Here is a 13,873-nt window from a genome sequence, read left to right as displayed (position 1 = left end):
CGGCGGCCCCTGCGGGCCGCCTTTTCCGTTGACCATCCCACGAGGGTTATACGATGACAACGCAGTCACCCTATCTGGAGTTTCGCGCCATCGGCAAACAGTTTCCGGGCGTGAAGGCGCTGGACGACATCAGCTTCCACTGCCATGCCGGCCAGATCCACGCGTTGATGGGGGAGAACGGCGCTGGCAAGTCCACGCTGCTGAAGATCCTCAGCGGCAACTACACCCCCACCAGCGGTGAGATCCGCCTGAAGGGGGCGCCGGTCGCCTTTAACAACACCACCGACGCGCTGAACGCCGGCGTCGCCATCATCTACCAGGAGCTGCATCTGGTGCCGGAGATGACGGTGGCGGAGAACATCTATCTGGGCCAGCTGCCGCACAAGCGCGGGCTGGTGAACCGCAAGCTGCTGCGCTACGAGGCGCAGTTGCAGCTTAAGCACTTGGGGCTGGAGATCGATCCCGACACCCCGCTGAAGTACCTCTCCATCGGCCAGTGGCAGATGGTGGAGATCGCCAAGGCGTTGGCGCGCAACGCCAAGGTGATCGCCTTTGACGAGCCGACCAGTTCGCTCTCTGCGCGCGAGATCGAGCAGCTGTTCCGCGTGATCCGCGAACTGCGCGCCGAGGGGCGGGTGATCCTCTATGTGTCACACCGCATGGAGGAGATTTTCGCCCTCAGCGATGCCATCACCGTGTTCAAGGATGGGCGCTACGTGCGCACCTTTGACGACATGGCGCAGGTGGACAACGAGAAGCTGGTGCAGGCGATGGTGGGCCGCGATCTGGGCGACGTCTACGGTTATGCGCCGCGCCCGCACGGCGCGGTGCGGCTGACGGTGGAGGAGGTCAAGGCACCGGGCGTGCGCACCCCGATCTCGCTCGAGGTGCGCGCCGGTGAGATCGTCGGCCTGTTTGGGCTGGTGGGGGCCGGGCGCAGCGAACTGATGAAGGGGCTGTTTGGCGGCACGCGCATCAGCGGCGGCCAATTGCTGCTGGATGGCGAGCCGCTGCGGGTGCGCTCGCCGATTGACGCCATCCGCGCTGGCATCATGCTCTGCCCGGAGGATCGCAAGGCCGACGGCATCATCCCGGTGCACTCGGTGCAGGAGAACATCAACATCAGCGCCCGACGCAAGACCGTCACCGCCGGCTGCCTGATCAACAACCGCTGGGAGAGCGCCAACGCCGACAAGCATATCCGCTCGCTCAACATCAAAACGCCGCACGCCCGCCAGCTGATCATGAACCTCTCCGGCGGCAACCAGCAGAAGGCGATTCTGGGCCGCTGGCTGTCGGAGGAGATGAAGGTGATCATGCTGGATGAGCCGACGCGCGGCATTGACGTCGGCGCGAAGCATGAGATCTACCACGTGATTTATGAGCTGGCGAAGCAGGGCATCGCGGTGCTGTTCGCCTCCAGCGACCTGCCGGAGGTGCTGGGGCTGGCTGACCGCATCATCGTGATGCGCGAAGGCGCGGTCTCCGGCGAGCTGTCCCATGATGAGGCCACGGAAGAGAAAGCGCTCAGCCTGGCCATGCTGCGTACCCCTGAACTTGACCCAGGCGCCGCCGCCTGATGTGAGGAGCAATACGATGTCCACTGTTACCACAAATTCCATCAAACCCGGCAGCAGCCCGGCGAAACCGCGCGGCCTGGGGCTGTCCCGCGTCTGGGACAGCTACGGTATGCTGGTGGTGTTCGCGGTGCTGTTTCTCGCCTGCGCCATCTTCGTGCCGAACTTCGCCACCTTCATCAACATGAAGGGGCTGGGGCTGGCGATCTCCATGTCCGGCATGGTGGCCTGCGGGATGCTGTTCTGCCTCGCCTCCGGCGACTTTGACCTCTCCGTCGCCTCGGTGATCGCCTGCGCCGGTGTCACCACCGCGGTGGTGATCAACCTGAGCGAGAGCCTGTGGCTCGGCGTGGCCGCTGGCATGGGGCTGGGGCTGCTCTCCGGGCTGGTGAACGGATTTGTCATCGCACGGCTGAAGATCAACGCCCTGATCACCACGCTGGCGACGATGCAGATCGTGCGCGGGCTGGCCTACATCATCTCCGATGGCAAGGCGGTGGGGATTGAGGATGAGCGCTTCTTCGCCCTCGGCTACACCAACTGGTTCGGCCTGCCAGCCCCAATCTGGATCACCGTCGCCTGCCTGATCCTGTTCGGCTTCCTGCTCAACAAAACCACCTTTGGCCGCAACACCCTGGCGATCGGTGGCAATGAGGAGGCGGCGCGGCTGGCCGGGGTGCCGGTGGTGCGCACCAAGATCATCATCTTTATCCTCTCCGGGCTGGTCTCGGCGGCGGCGGGCATCATCCTCGCCTCGCGCATGACCAGCGGCCAGCCGATGACCTCGATTGGCTATGAGCTGATTGTCATCTCCGCCTGCGTGCTGGGCGGCGTCTCGCTGAAGGGCGGCATCGGCAAAATCTCCTACGTGATCGCCGGTATCCTGATCCTCGGTACGGTGGAGAACGCCATGAACCTGTTGAACATCTCGCCCTTCTCGCAATATGTGGTGCGCGGCGCGATCCTGCTGGCGGCGGTGATTTTCGACCGCTACAAACAGGCGGCAAAACGCACGGTGTAGGGGTAAAAACCTTTTCTGTTCACACTTTCGCAACATGGCCGGGCGGCGCGCTTGCCGCCCGGCCGCGAGATCGGCAATGTGTGGCGTTAACGCGTTGATGTTGGAGGATCAGATGTATCACCGCATGATTCAGGAACCGCAACCCAACCCGCTGCTGCCGGGCTATAACTTCAATGCCTATCTGGTGGCCGGGCTGACGCCCATCATGGCGGATGGCCCGCTCGACTTCGTGGTCGATCGGCCGGGCGGCATGAAGGGCTACATCCTCAATTTGACCATCAAGGGGCAGGGGCGCATCTTCGACGGCGAGCAGGCCTTCTACTGCAACCCCGGCGACCTGATGCTCTTTCCGCCCAAGGCGCCGCACCACTATGGGCGCTCCGCCAACAGCGACTGCTGGTATCACCGCTGGGTCTACTTCCGCCCGCGCGCCTACTGGGCCGACTGGCTGGAGTGGCGCAGCAAGACCAACGAGGTGGGCCGGCTGACGCTGCCAGACAATACGCTGCTGCTGGAGTTTGACCGCCTGTTCGCCAACATCGAGCAGACGCAGAAGTCGGGCCGCCGCTTCTCCGAGGAGCTGGGGATGAACCTGCTGGAGCGCCTGCTGCTGCGGGCGATGGAGGAGGATCCGCAAAGCCCGCAGAAGATCCTCGACCCACGGGTGATTGAGGCGTGCCAGTTCATCACCGGCAACCTGGCTGGCGAACTGCGCATTGAGGAGGTGGCACGCCACGTCTGCCTGTCGCCGTCGCGGCTGGCGCACCTGTTCCGCGAGCAGGTGGGCATCAATATCCTGCGCTGGCGCGAGGATCAGCGGGTGATCCGCGCCAAATTGCTGCTCCAGACCACCCAGGAGTCGATCGCCACCATTGGCCGGGTGGTGGGCTATGATGACCAGCTCTACTTCTCGCGCGTGTTCCGCAAGCGGGTGGGCGTCAGCCCCAGCGACTTCCGTCGCCGCAGCACCGAGATCAACTACCCGGCGCGCCCCTACCGCGAACGCCCCTGGCCGGAGCAGGAGGCCGCCAACTCCCGCTAGCGCCCGCCGCCGCCCGGCCGGGTGGCGGAACCGCCAATCTTCACAAATAATTTACTCTTGTTCTGCTGCCCGTCATGGTGTCAAATCAGGGCAGGTTAACGTTCAAGAGGATGTGAAATGGCAGAGAAAATCCGTGTTGGGCTGGTGGGTTACGGCTACGCCAGCAAAACCTTCCATGCGCCATTGCTGGCGGGAACGCCGGGCCTGGAGCTGGCGGCGATCTCCAGCAGTGACGCCAGCAAGGTCGAGGCCGACTGGCCTTCGATGAAGGTGGTAAAAGACCCGCAAACGCTGTTCGACGATCCCAGCATCGATCTGGTGGTGATCCCCACCCCGAATGAGACCCACTTCCCGCTGGCGCAGGCGGCGCTCACCGCTGGCAAGCACGTGGTGGTGGACAAGCCCTTTACCGTGACGCTGGCGCAGGCGCGCGAGCTGGAGAAACTCGCCGCCGCCACCGGCAAGCTGCTCTCGGTGTTCCACAACCGCCGCTGGGACAGCGACTTCCTGACGCTGAAATCCCTGATGGGCGAGGGGAGCCTCGGCGACATCGTCTACTTTGAATCCCACTTCGACCGCTACCGCCCTGAGGTGCGCAACCGCTGGCGCGAAGGCGGCGGCCCCGGCAGTGGCATCTGGTACGATCTTGGCCCGCACCTGATCGATCAGGCGCTGCAACTGTTCGGTATGCCCGACAGCCTCTACGTTGATCTGGGGATGCTACGCCCCAACGCCCGCGCCGTGGACTACTTCCACGCCATCCTCAGCTACCGCAACCTGCGCGTGGTGCTGCACAGCACCGTCTATGCCGCCGCCGAAACCCCGCGCTTCACCGTGCAGGGCACGCAGGGCAGCTACGTCAAGTTTGGCCTCGACCCGCAGGAGGATCGCCTGAAGGCCGGCGAGCGCCTGCCGCAGGAGGATTGGGGCTATGACATGCGCGACGGCGTGGTGACGCTGGCGAACGGCGACATGATGGCGGAGAAGGCGCTGCTGACGCTGCCGGGCAACTATCCGGCCTACTATGCGCAGGTGCGTGACGCCATCAACGGGCAGGGCAACAACCCGGTGACCGCCGCCGAGGCGATCCGCGTGATGGAGCTGATTGAGCTGGGGCTGGAGTCCGCCGGCCAGAAACGCGCCCTGCCAGTCAAAGCCTAAGGGCATTATATTGGGCGCCATCTGGCGCCCCTGTTCAAGGAAAGTGTCATGTCGTGGTTGCAACGTTTGCGGATAGACCCCTTTTTGCTGATTCTGGTGGCGGTGGTGATCGTCGCCTCGCTGTTCCCCTGTGAGGGCCGGGTCAAAACCGGCTTTGAGTACCTGACCACCGCCGCCATCGCGTTGCTGTTCTTTATGCATGGCGCGAAGCTGTCACGCGAGGCGATCATCGCGGGCATGGGCCACTGGCGGCTGCACGTGGTGGTGTTCCTGAGCACCTTTGTGCTGTTCCCGCTGCTGGGGCTGGCGATGAACCTGCTGTCGCCGGGGATTTTGACGCCCACCGTCTACCTCGGCTTCCTCTACCTCTGCGCGCTGCCAGCCACCGTGCAGTCGGCCATCGCCTTCACCTCGGTGGCTGGCGGCAACGTGGCGGCGGCGATTTGCAGTGCCTCGGCTTCCAGCATCCTTGGCGTGTTCCTGTCGCCGTTGCTGGTGGGCGCGCTGATGCATACGCAGGGCGGCAGCACTGACATCCTGCACGCCATCGGCTCAATCATCCTGCAACTGATGGTGCCCTTTATCATTGGCCACCTGTCGCGCCCGCTGATTGGCGGCTGGGTACAGCGCCACAAGAAGCTGGTGAACATCACCGACCGCTCCTCGATCCTGCTGGTGGTCTACACCGCCTTCAGCGCCGCGGTGGTGGAGGGGATCTGGCACCAGATTGATGGCTGGTCAATTCTGGCGATTGTGGTGATGTCGCTGGTGCTGCTGGCGGTGGTGCTGGTGGTCAACACCCTCGCCGCGCGCTGGCTCGGCTTCAACACCGCCGATGAGATAACCATTGTGTTCTGCGGCTCGAAAAAGAGTCTGGCGAATGGCATCCCGATGGCCAACGTGCTGTTCCCGACCGCCGCGGTCGGCGCGATGGTGCTGCCGCTGATGATCTTCCACCAGATCCAGCTGATGGTCTGTGCGGTGCTGGCGGCGCGCTACGCCCGGCGCACCGCCGCGGCGGAGGCCAAGGCGGTCGAGCGCCCGGCGCGCTGAGACTAGATATCCAGGTCTACCCACAGCGCCGCATGGTCTGAACCGGCATGTTCCGGCGCTGTCATCTCCGGGTAGGCCTCCCACTTCACCGGGCGCACGCCCGGCCACATCCCCTTGCGAATCACGCCGCCCGCCTGCACCTTGTCCCAGAGCGCGGGCGACAGCAGGATGTAATCCAACTTGTTGCTGGCCGCGCAGTTGCCCCAGGTGCCGGGATAGCCGCCCTGATCAAAGCGCGGGTGGGTGAAGGCGTCACGCAGGTCGCTCTCCTGCAACAGCGGCGCGAGGGCGTCACTCTCCGGCGTGTCATTGAAATCCCCGGCGATGGCGATGAACCGATGCCCCTCCTGCACCCGCTGCTGGTAGATCTCCCGCACCCGCTGCGCCTGCAACCGGCGGCGGGCGTCGGAGCTGCTCTTGCTGCCGTAGCCCTTGCTCTTCAGGTGGTTGACCATCACCCACAGCGTCTCGCCGGAGGCGAGGGCGATGCTGTACTCCGGGCAGTCACGCGAGAAGATCAGCGCCTCGTCCTGCCGGTCATCGACGTGGCTGCGCATCTCGCCAATCGGCAGTTCGGGGCCGGTCATCAGCCCGACGTCGATGCCGCGCGTGTCATTGCCATCAATCACCATCACATGGCGGAACGGCTCGCCGCCCAGCGCGCGGATAATCTCTTGGTTGAAGGCCGCCAGCGATGGCCGGCTCTCCGCCTCAATCACCGCCAGCACGTCAGCCTTCAGGTCAATCATCACTTTGGCGGTGAGGCGCATGGCGATTTCGTTCACCGGCTCCTCAATCAGCTCCAGCGAGCCAACCCAGTCGGCCCGGCCCTCGGCCGTGATGGTGATGCCGCCAGCGCGGGGCCGCGTCAGCAGGCTGCCGCGGTTGCGCCGCAGAATGACAAACGGGCCGGTGTCTGACTTCTCCAGCCCCAGATCGACGAGCAGGGCCGCCATCTTCTTTTTCATCGCGTCGGTGTAGGTCACTTCCCCCAGCAGGGCGTTCAGTGCCGCGAACTTCTCCAGCACCGGCCGACCGCTGCTCCAGCTGGCCTGATCCATCACCGCTGCCCGGTCAAACAGGTTTTCCACATTGTAGGATGCAATACGCATGGCTCTCTCCTGTGTTGCGCTGTTAACAGCGTAGCCAGTGGAGCGGCGGAAGGGGGGAAAATCAGAAAAGGGTGGGGAGGGGCAGGCCGGGCGACGCCGGCCTGCAACACATCAGCGGGCGGCGGCCTTGTCGCGCAGCGCCTGCTTCTCCTGCTCGCTGAGGAATGCCATCGTCAGGCCATTCTGCTGGGCCTGGCGGATCTCCTCGGGCGTCAGGCCAGCTTGCGGTGCGGCAACCTGGTACTCGTGCGGCAGCTCAATGCCCTGCACGGCCGGGTCATCGGTGTTGATTGAGGCGAGCACGCCGTGGCGCAGGAAGGTCGCCAGCGGGTGCGCGGCCAGCGAGGAGACGGTGCTGGTCTGGATGTTGGAGGTGAGGCAGGACTCAATGCCGATCTGCTGCTCGGCCAGAAAATCGAGCAGCGCCCGGTCTTCCACCGCCTTCACGCCGTGGCCGATGCGCTCGGCACCCAGCTCGCGGATCGCCTGCCAGATGCTCTCCGGGCCAGCGGCTTCGCCAGCGTGCACGGTGATGCGCATCCCGGCGTCACGCGCGCGGTTGAAGTGGCTGAGGAACAGGCTGCCGGGGAAGCCCAGCTCATCGCCAGCCAGATCCAGCGCGGTGATGCCATCGCGGTGCGCCAGCAGCCCCTCCAGCTCACGCAGGCAGGCCTCTTCGCCAAAGGTGCGGCTCATGATGCCAATCAGGCGCACCTCGGTGCCGAAATCGCGGATGCCAGCGCGCACGCCGTCAATCACCGCCTCCACCACGCCAGCCACCGGCAATTGGTGGGTCATCGCCATGTAGCCCGGCGAGAAGCGCAGCTCGGCGTAGTCGATCCCGGCCTGGCGGGCATCCTCGACGTTCTCATAGGCGATACGGCGGCAGGCCTCCAGCGACCCCAGCACCGCCACGCCCAGATCCAGCTTTTGCAGGAAGCTCACCAGATCCGGCTCATTTTTCGTCACCTGCACATGCGGGCGCAGCGCCTCCAGCTCATTGGCTGGCAGCGGGTGGTTGAACTGGCGACCCAGCTCGAGAATGGTTTGCGCACGGATGTTACCGTCAAGATGGCGGTGGATGTCAGTCAGGGGAAGGCGGGGATCAATCATGATGTGCACTCTTCTAAGAATAAAGTGCATAACAGTATAAAAATAAACAGATGAAAATTACCATGCGTTGCAGCAAAAAGAGGGCGAATGGTGGGCTGTTTGCGCAATCCACCGCCACCTGTACTGGCGGCGGTGGGATTTTTACCGCTTACTGCGCCTGCAAGGTGCGCAAGGCGTGGATCAGCGCGTTGACCCCTTGCTCCAGTTTGCCGCGCGGGCAACCGGCATTGAGCCGCACAAACCCGCGCCCCTCCGCGCCATAGGTGGTGCCGGGCATGATCGCCACCCGCTCATGCTCAATCAGTTGCCGCTGCAACGCCTCGTCATCTATCGCCAACGGCCGCAGGTCAATCCACGCCAGATAGGTCGCCTCCGGCGGCTGCCACCCGAGCGTTGGGAAGGCGTGGTTGAGCGCCTGTGCCGTCCAGCGCAGGTTCTCCGCCAGATAGTTGCGCAGCGCATCCAGCCAGGGCGCGCCTTTCTGGTAAGCGGCGATGTGCGCCGTTAACGCCAGCACCGCCGGGGAGGAGAGGCCATCGCGCCCCTTCAACTGTTGCAGATAGTGACCGCGCGTGACGCTGTCACTGATCAGGCCATAAGCGCCGGTCAGTGCCGGGATGTTGAAGGATTTGGAGGCGGAGGTCAGCAGTGCCCAGTCACTCTCCGGCGGGGCGATGGCCGCCCACGGACGGTGTTGCCCCTGCCACACCATATCCATATGGATCTCATCGCTGATCACCCGGACGCCGTGGCGCGCGCAAAGCCCGGCCATGATGCGCAACTCCTCCTCCTGCCACACCTTGCCGGTGGGGTTGTGCGGGCTGCACAGCAGCAGGATTTTGCACTCGGGCCGCGCCAACAGGCGCTCCAGCGCCGCCATATCGCAGCGCCAGGTGACGTTGTCACGCGTCAGTGGGCAGGCCAGCACCTGCCGCTGGTTGCCCTCAATCGCTTTGTAGAAGGCGTCATAGGCGGGCGTATGGATCACTACCGCGTCGCCGGGCGCTGACCAGAGCTGGATCAGCGCCGAAACCATATAAATCACCGACGGCCCATACACCACGCTTTTGGACTCAATCGCGGTGCCAAAGCGCGACTGGAACCAGCCCTGCACCGCGCCCAAAAAGTCGTCGTGCTGCCAGCGGCTGTAGCCCAGCACGCCGTGCGCCAGCCGCTGGTGGAGCGCCGCCAGCACACAGGGCGCGGTGACGAAATCCATGTCTGAGATGGTGAAGGGCAGCAGATCCGCATGGCCGAAGCGATCGGCCACGTAGTCCCACTGGGTGCACCAGGTATTGTGCCGGTCAACCGGCGTGGAGAAATCAAACATCATGGCTCCTGTTACGCTGTCACGTTCTGTAGTGGGCGCTCAACGGCCATCAGCGCCGCCAGTTCATCTTTTACCGACTGCACCTGTGGGCCAATCACCACCTGCAACGTATGGGCGTTGAGGTGCACCACGCCCAGCGCACGCAGGCGTTTGAGCGCTGCGTCATCCACCCGCGCCATCTCCTGCACGGTCAGCCGCAGGCGGGTGATGCAGTTATCGAGTGACAGGATGTTCTCTGCCCCGCCCAGCGCCGCCAGAATGGCCGGGACGTCATAGCCAGAGCGGCCGGTAGGGGCATTGCTGGTGGCGAAAGTGCCAGCCACTGGCTCGGTTTCGCGGCCGGGGGTGTGGATGTCAAAGCGCAAAATGGCGACGCGGAACAGCACATAGTAGAGGGCAAACCATGCGGCAGCGGCCACCGGCACCCAGTACCAGCGGGTGGCGGTGCCATGCAGGATGCCGAACACCACGAAGTCGATGATATTGCCATCGGTGTTGCCGATGGTGACGCCCAGCAGCGCCATCAGCGTAAAGCCAAGGCCGGTGAGCAGCGCATGGGCAAGGTAGAGCAGCGGGGCGACGAACAGGAACAGGAACTCGATCGGCTCGGTGGTGCCACCCACCACGCAGGCCACCACGCCTGAGATCAGCAGCCCCTTCACCCGTGCACGGTTCTCTGGCCGGGCACAGTGGTACATGGCCAGCGCCGCGCCGGGCAGGCCGCCGAGGAAGGCCGGCATCTTGCCCTGCGACAGGAAGCGGGTGGCGCTCTCCGCGAAGCCGTGGGTCTCTGGGCAGGAGAGCTGCGCCTGGAAGATGGTGAGCGCGCCGCTGACATCCTGCCCGCACACCTCCAGCGTGCCGCCCGCCTCGGTAAAGCGGATCAGCGCCACCAAAATGTGGTGCAGACCGAAGGGGAGCAGCAGGCGCTCGCCGCTGCCGAACAGCATCGGGCCAAAGATGCCCGCGCCGCTGATCAACCGGCCCAGCCCGTTGATGCCAGCGGCAAACCACGGCCAGACCAGCGGCACCGCCAGCCCGAGCACGCCCAGCACCAGCGTGGTGATGATGGGCACGAAGCGCGCGCCGCCAAAGAAGGCCAGCGCATCGGGCAGGCGGATGGTGTGGAAGCGCTCATGCAGCAGCGTGACCACTATCCCCACCAGCACCGCGCCAAGGATGCCGGTATCGATCGACTGCACCCCCAGAATCATCTGGATATTGTTGGCCTTCAACAGCAGCGGGTCACTGGCGGGCAGGATGCCACGCGCCGTCAGGCAGACGTTGGCCGCCAGGTTCAGCACCGTAAAGCCGACAAAGCCGGAGAAGGCGGCGACCCCCTTGTTCTCCCGCGCCATGCCGAGCGGGATGGCGATGGCGAACATCACCGGCAGGAAACTGAAAGCCACCGAGCCAATCTTGCTCATCCAGGCGAACAGCATCTGGCAGAGCGGGTGGCCGAGCGCTGGCAGCAGGGCAATCACGTCCCGGCTGCTAAGTGAACTGCCGATGCCGAGCATAATGCCGCAGAACGACAGCAGGGCGACCGGCAACATAAAGGTTTTGCCGAGGCTTTGGAAAAATTCCCACAGCGTAAGGCGGGGCCGGGCAGAGAGAGACATACACGCTCCTTGCGAAAATGTTGTAAAAACGCGATAAAATTGTGAAAAAACGCCTGATAAAGCAGGTAAAGTAAGATAAAACGTTTTATCATTGTGGTATGAGGGGCCGATCACAGAGTATGAGGGCCGCATTCATCAAGGAAGGTCAACGGGGCGGAGAGATGGCGGAGAAGAAGACAACCATTCATGATGTCGCCAGCCAGGCCGGGGTCTCCATTACCACGGTGTCGATGGTGTTGAGCGGCAAGGGACGCATCTCAGCGGAGACGGCGGCGCGGGTGCAGGCGGCGATTCAGACGCTGGGCTACCTGCCGAACCGGCAGGCGGCGACGCTGCGCGGCGGGCGCTCCGGCACGGTTGGGCTGATTGTGCGTGACCTCTGTGCGCCCTTTTACGCGGAGGTCACGGCGGGGCTGGGCGAGACGCTGGAGGCGGAGGGGCGCACGCTGCTGCTGGCACAGGGCGGCGCGCAGGGCCACGGCACGCTGCGGGCGGCGGAGAGCCTGCTGCGTCAGGGCGTTGAGGGGCTGGTGCTGGCTGGCAACCTGTTGCACGGGCTGGAGGTGCGCCAGCGGGCGGAGACGGCGGGCGTGCCGTTGGTGTGCGCGGCCCGCGGTGCGGCGCTGGAGGGGATGGACTTGGTGCGGCCGGACAACCAGCAGGCCGCGCGGCTCGCCACCCGCCATCTGGTGGATGGTGGCCACAAGCAGATCGCCTATCTGGGCGGTGCGGGCCACTCGCTGACCCGCGCCGAGCGGCTCGGCGGCTTCTGCGCCACGCTGTTGCAGTATGGCTTGCCATTCCACCCAGAGTGGGTGATTGAGTCTGATGGCCGACAGGGCATCGCCGCCAAAACCGAGGCGTTGTTGCGCCGCCACCCACAGATCACCGCGCTGGTCTGCCACGACGCGGCGGTGGCGCTGGGGGCCTACTTCGGCGTGATCAGCACGGGCCGCGCGCTCGGCGGTCAGGCGCTGGAGGGACTCTACAGCCCGCGCATCACGCTGGTGGGCTTTGGCGAAGCCAGCGATGCCATGCTGGCAGAACTGCCGCTCACGCTGGTCTCCGCCGAGGCGCGCGAAGTGGGCCGCAGCGCCGCCAACCGCCTGCTGCAAAAAATCGACGGCGACACCACCCTCCGCCAATGGGTGGTCGCCCCACAACTGACGGTGCGGGAAGGGTGAGCGGTAAGGGAAGCCTTAGAAAAAGCCAAGCTGGCCGTTGATGGATTCGGCAAAGAAAAAGGCCATCCCTGAGGATGGCCTTTCTATTACTCTCTATTACTGCGCCGGGGTGACCGGTGCCATGCCGGGCAGCGGGGCCAGCGGCGAGACGCCGGGCACCTGCGTCGGGGCCGGGGCGTCAACCGGGGCGCCAAAGATGCCAAACAGGCCGGCGAACTGTTGCAAGCTCATGGTCTGGCCGTTCAAATCCACCTGGTTGTTGGCGAAGTGGAAGCGGGTGCTGATGGTGTTGTCCTGCACGTTGGTTAGCTTGAACATCTGGCCCATCGCCGCCAGCCCCTGCACCTGCTGCGCCGCCAGTTTCTTGGCGTCCGCCTCGCTGTAACCCTGCATCTTGCCAATCTGGGTCGCCAGCTCGGTTGCCATCGGCATCGGGATGGTCAGGGTGGCATCGAGGTTACGCACCAGTTGGGCAATCAGCTGATCCTGAGTCTGCGCCGCTGGCTGGCCCGCCGGGGGTTCGTTGAAGTTCAGGTTCAGGGTGAAGGTGCTCTCGCCAGCGCTGTTCTTCCAGCTCAGCGGGTTGATGGTGATGCTCGGACTGCCCTTCAGCAGGATCGGCAGGTTCTGGCCAAGGATGGCGGCGGCCTGCGCCTGATAGGCGGCCGGGTCGAGCTGGTCGCCCTGCTGCATCAGCTGCATGGTCTGCTGGTTGTACTGCTCAGAGAACTGCTTCAGCGCCGCGGCGTCCAGCTTGTCCAGCGTGACGGTCAGCTTGCCCGCGCCGAGGTCAGCGCCCTGTACCTTCAGCGCGTCCAGGCTGTAGTCCAGTCGGCCATTCAGGGTGTTGCCCTGCTCGCCGAAGTGGCTGTTAAGGCGGAAGTTCTCCAGCGCGGCGGCATCTTTGCCCTCCACGTTGACTACCACCTGTTTCGCCACCAGTTGCTGGTCGCCGATCGCCACCTGCAACGCGCCCTTATGGGTGTCGCTGCTGGCCGTGACGCCGCTGAAGGTCATCTTCTCCAGCTGGCCGAACTGGTTACGTGAGGTGAGGGCGACGCTGTCGCTGCGGGCGTCAAATTTGGCGGTGGCGAAGTCACGGGCGATGTCGGCGTCAAGGGTGGCACCGGAGAACTCCAGGCGGCTGGCGTTGTTCTGGTAGTCAATCGGGGCCAGCGCGAGGGCGGTCTGGGTGTCGCCGTTGTAGGCGATGCGCGTTTCGGCGCTGGCCGGGGTCGCGCCCTTGGTCATGGTGAACAGGCCCTGCACGGCGGCGGTGTTCGCCAGCTCACTGTGCACCGAGGCCATGCTGGGGATCAGGTTGAACTTTTTCAGCTGCGCCAGCGGGAAGGGGCCGTGGTCGATGGTCTCATTGAACACCACCTCCTCGCCGGGGCCGAGCGCCTTCTCACCCTGGGCAGCCGGATCGGCCTGCAACACCAGTTTGGCGTTGCTGCTAAAGAGATGGCGCTGGAAATCCTGGTGCACCAGCCGCACGCCGGCCTGTGGGAACTGGGATTTAATCTGGCTGTTGGCCTGCGCCACCATCTCGTCCAGATGGCTTTCGAGTTGCTTCCCGGTGTACCAGGAAGCGCCGGTCCATGCTGCGCCCAGCACCACGATGACGCTGACGGCAATTAACGATTTTTTCATAGCTT

11 protein-coding genes are annotated in these 13,873 nt (G+C 64.5%); 6 read left to right on the top strand and 5 right to left on the bottom strand.

Annotated elements, in window-relative coordinates; all coding sequences use genetic code 11:
- Positions 1 to 53 precede the first annotated feature (53 nt).
- The 5 genes from araG (at position 54) to C1N62_RS08685 (ending at position 5,854) form a co-directional block, all read left to right on the top strand.
- Positions 54 to 1,580 (top strand): L-arabinose ABC transporter ATP-binding protein AraG, encoded by a 1,527-nt coding sequence (gene araG / locus C1N62_RS08705; protein ID WP_137763260.1) that lies wholly within the window; start codon positions 54 to 56, stop codon positions 1,578 to 1,580.
- 16 nt (positions 1,581 to 1,596) lie between these two features.
- Positions 1,597 to 2,598: an L-arabinose ABC transporter permease AraH gene (araH, locus tag C1N62_RS08700; RefSeq protein ID WP_137763259.1), complete on the top strand. Its 1,002-nt coding sequence runs from the start codon at positions 1,597 to 1,599 to the stop codon at positions 2,596 to 2,598.
- A gap of 112 nt (positions 2,599 to 2,710) precedes the next feature.
- Positions 2,711 to 3,640, top strand: coding sequence for an arabinose operon transcriptional regulator AraC (gene araC, locus C1N62_RS08695; protein WP_137763258.1), 930 nt, complete (start codon positions 2,711 to 2,713; stop codon positions 3,638 to 3,640).
- A 117-nt stretch (positions 3,641 to 3,757) separates the two neighbouring features.
- Positions 3,758 to 4,801 (top strand): oxidoreductase, encoded by a 1,044-nt coding sequence (locus tag C1N62_RS08690; RefSeq protein ID WP_137763257.1) that lies wholly within the window; start codon positions 3,758 to 3,760, stop codon positions 4,799 to 4,801.
- 48 nt (positions 4,802 to 4,849) lie between these two features.
- Positions 4,850 to 5,854 (top strand): bile acid:sodium symporter family protein, encoded by a 1,005-nt coding sequence (locus C1N62_RS08685; protein ID WP_137763256.1) that lies wholly within the window; start codon positions 4,850 to 4,852, stop codon positions 5,852 to 5,854.
- Positions 5,855 to 5,856: 2 nt separating this feature from the next.
- On the opposite strand, the gene C1N62_RS08680 is transcribed toward C1N62_RS08685, so the two are convergent.
- From C1N62_RS08680 to malX, 4 genes are all read right to left on the bottom strand, one after another.
- On the bottom strand, positions 5,857 to 6,966 hold the full coding sequence (locus tag C1N62_RS08680; protein ID WP_137763255.1) for an endonuclease/exonuclease/phosphatase family protein: 1,110 nt from the start codon (positions 6,964 to 6,966) through the stop codon (positions 5,857 to 5,859).
- 111 nt (positions 6,967 to 7,077) lie between these two features.
- A complete protein-coding gene (gene add / locus C1N62_RS08675; RefSeq protein WP_137763254.1) occupies positions 7,078 to 8,079 on the bottom strand; it encodes an adenosine deaminase in 1,002 nt (333 codons plus the stop codon).
- Positions 8,080 to 8,227: 148 nt separating this feature from the next.
- Positions 8,228 to 9,409 (bottom strand): MalY/PatB family protein, encoded by a 1,182-nt coding sequence (locus C1N62_RS08670; RefSeq protein WP_137763253.1) that lies wholly within the window; start codon positions 9,407 to 9,409, stop codon positions 8,228 to 8,230.
- An 11-nt stretch (positions 9,410 to 9,420) separates the two neighbouring features.
- Positions 9,421 to 11,031 (bottom strand): maltose/glucose-specific PTS transporter subunit IIBC, encoded by a 1,611-nt coding sequence (malX, locus tag C1N62_RS08665; RefSeq protein ID WP_137763252.1) that lies wholly within the window; start codon positions 11,029 to 11,031, stop codon positions 9,421 to 9,423.
- A 161-nt stretch (positions 11,032 to 11,192) separates the two neighbouring features.
- Between malX and malI the strand changes: the two genes are divergently transcribed.
- Entirely contained in the window at positions 11,193 to 12,215 is a 1,023-nt protein-coding gene (malI, locus tag C1N62_RS08660) for a Mal regulon transcriptional regulator MalI (protein WP_137763251.1), read from the top strand.
- Between the two features lie 96 nt (positions 12,216 to 12,311).
- Here the strand turns inward: malI and C1N62_RS08655 are convergent, their stop codons facing one another.
- The gene (locus C1N62_RS08655; RefSeq protein ID WP_137763250.1) at positions 12,312 to 13,868 is read right to left on the bottom strand and encodes a YdgA family protein; all 1,557 of its coding nucleotides are present in this window, start codon (positions 13,866 to 13,868) and stop codon (positions 12,312 to 12,314) included.
- Positions 13,869 to 13,873 lie beyond the last annotated feature (5 nt).

The sequence above is a fragment of the Nissabacter sp. SGAir0207 genome (assembly GCF_005491205.1).
Taxonomy (GTDB): domain Bacteria; phylum Pseudomonadota; class Gammaproteobacteria; order Enterobacterales; family Enterobacteriaceae; genus Chimaeribacter.
Note: the sequence above shows the minus strand (reverse complement) of the source record. Positions and strands in the feature narration are given on the sequence as shown.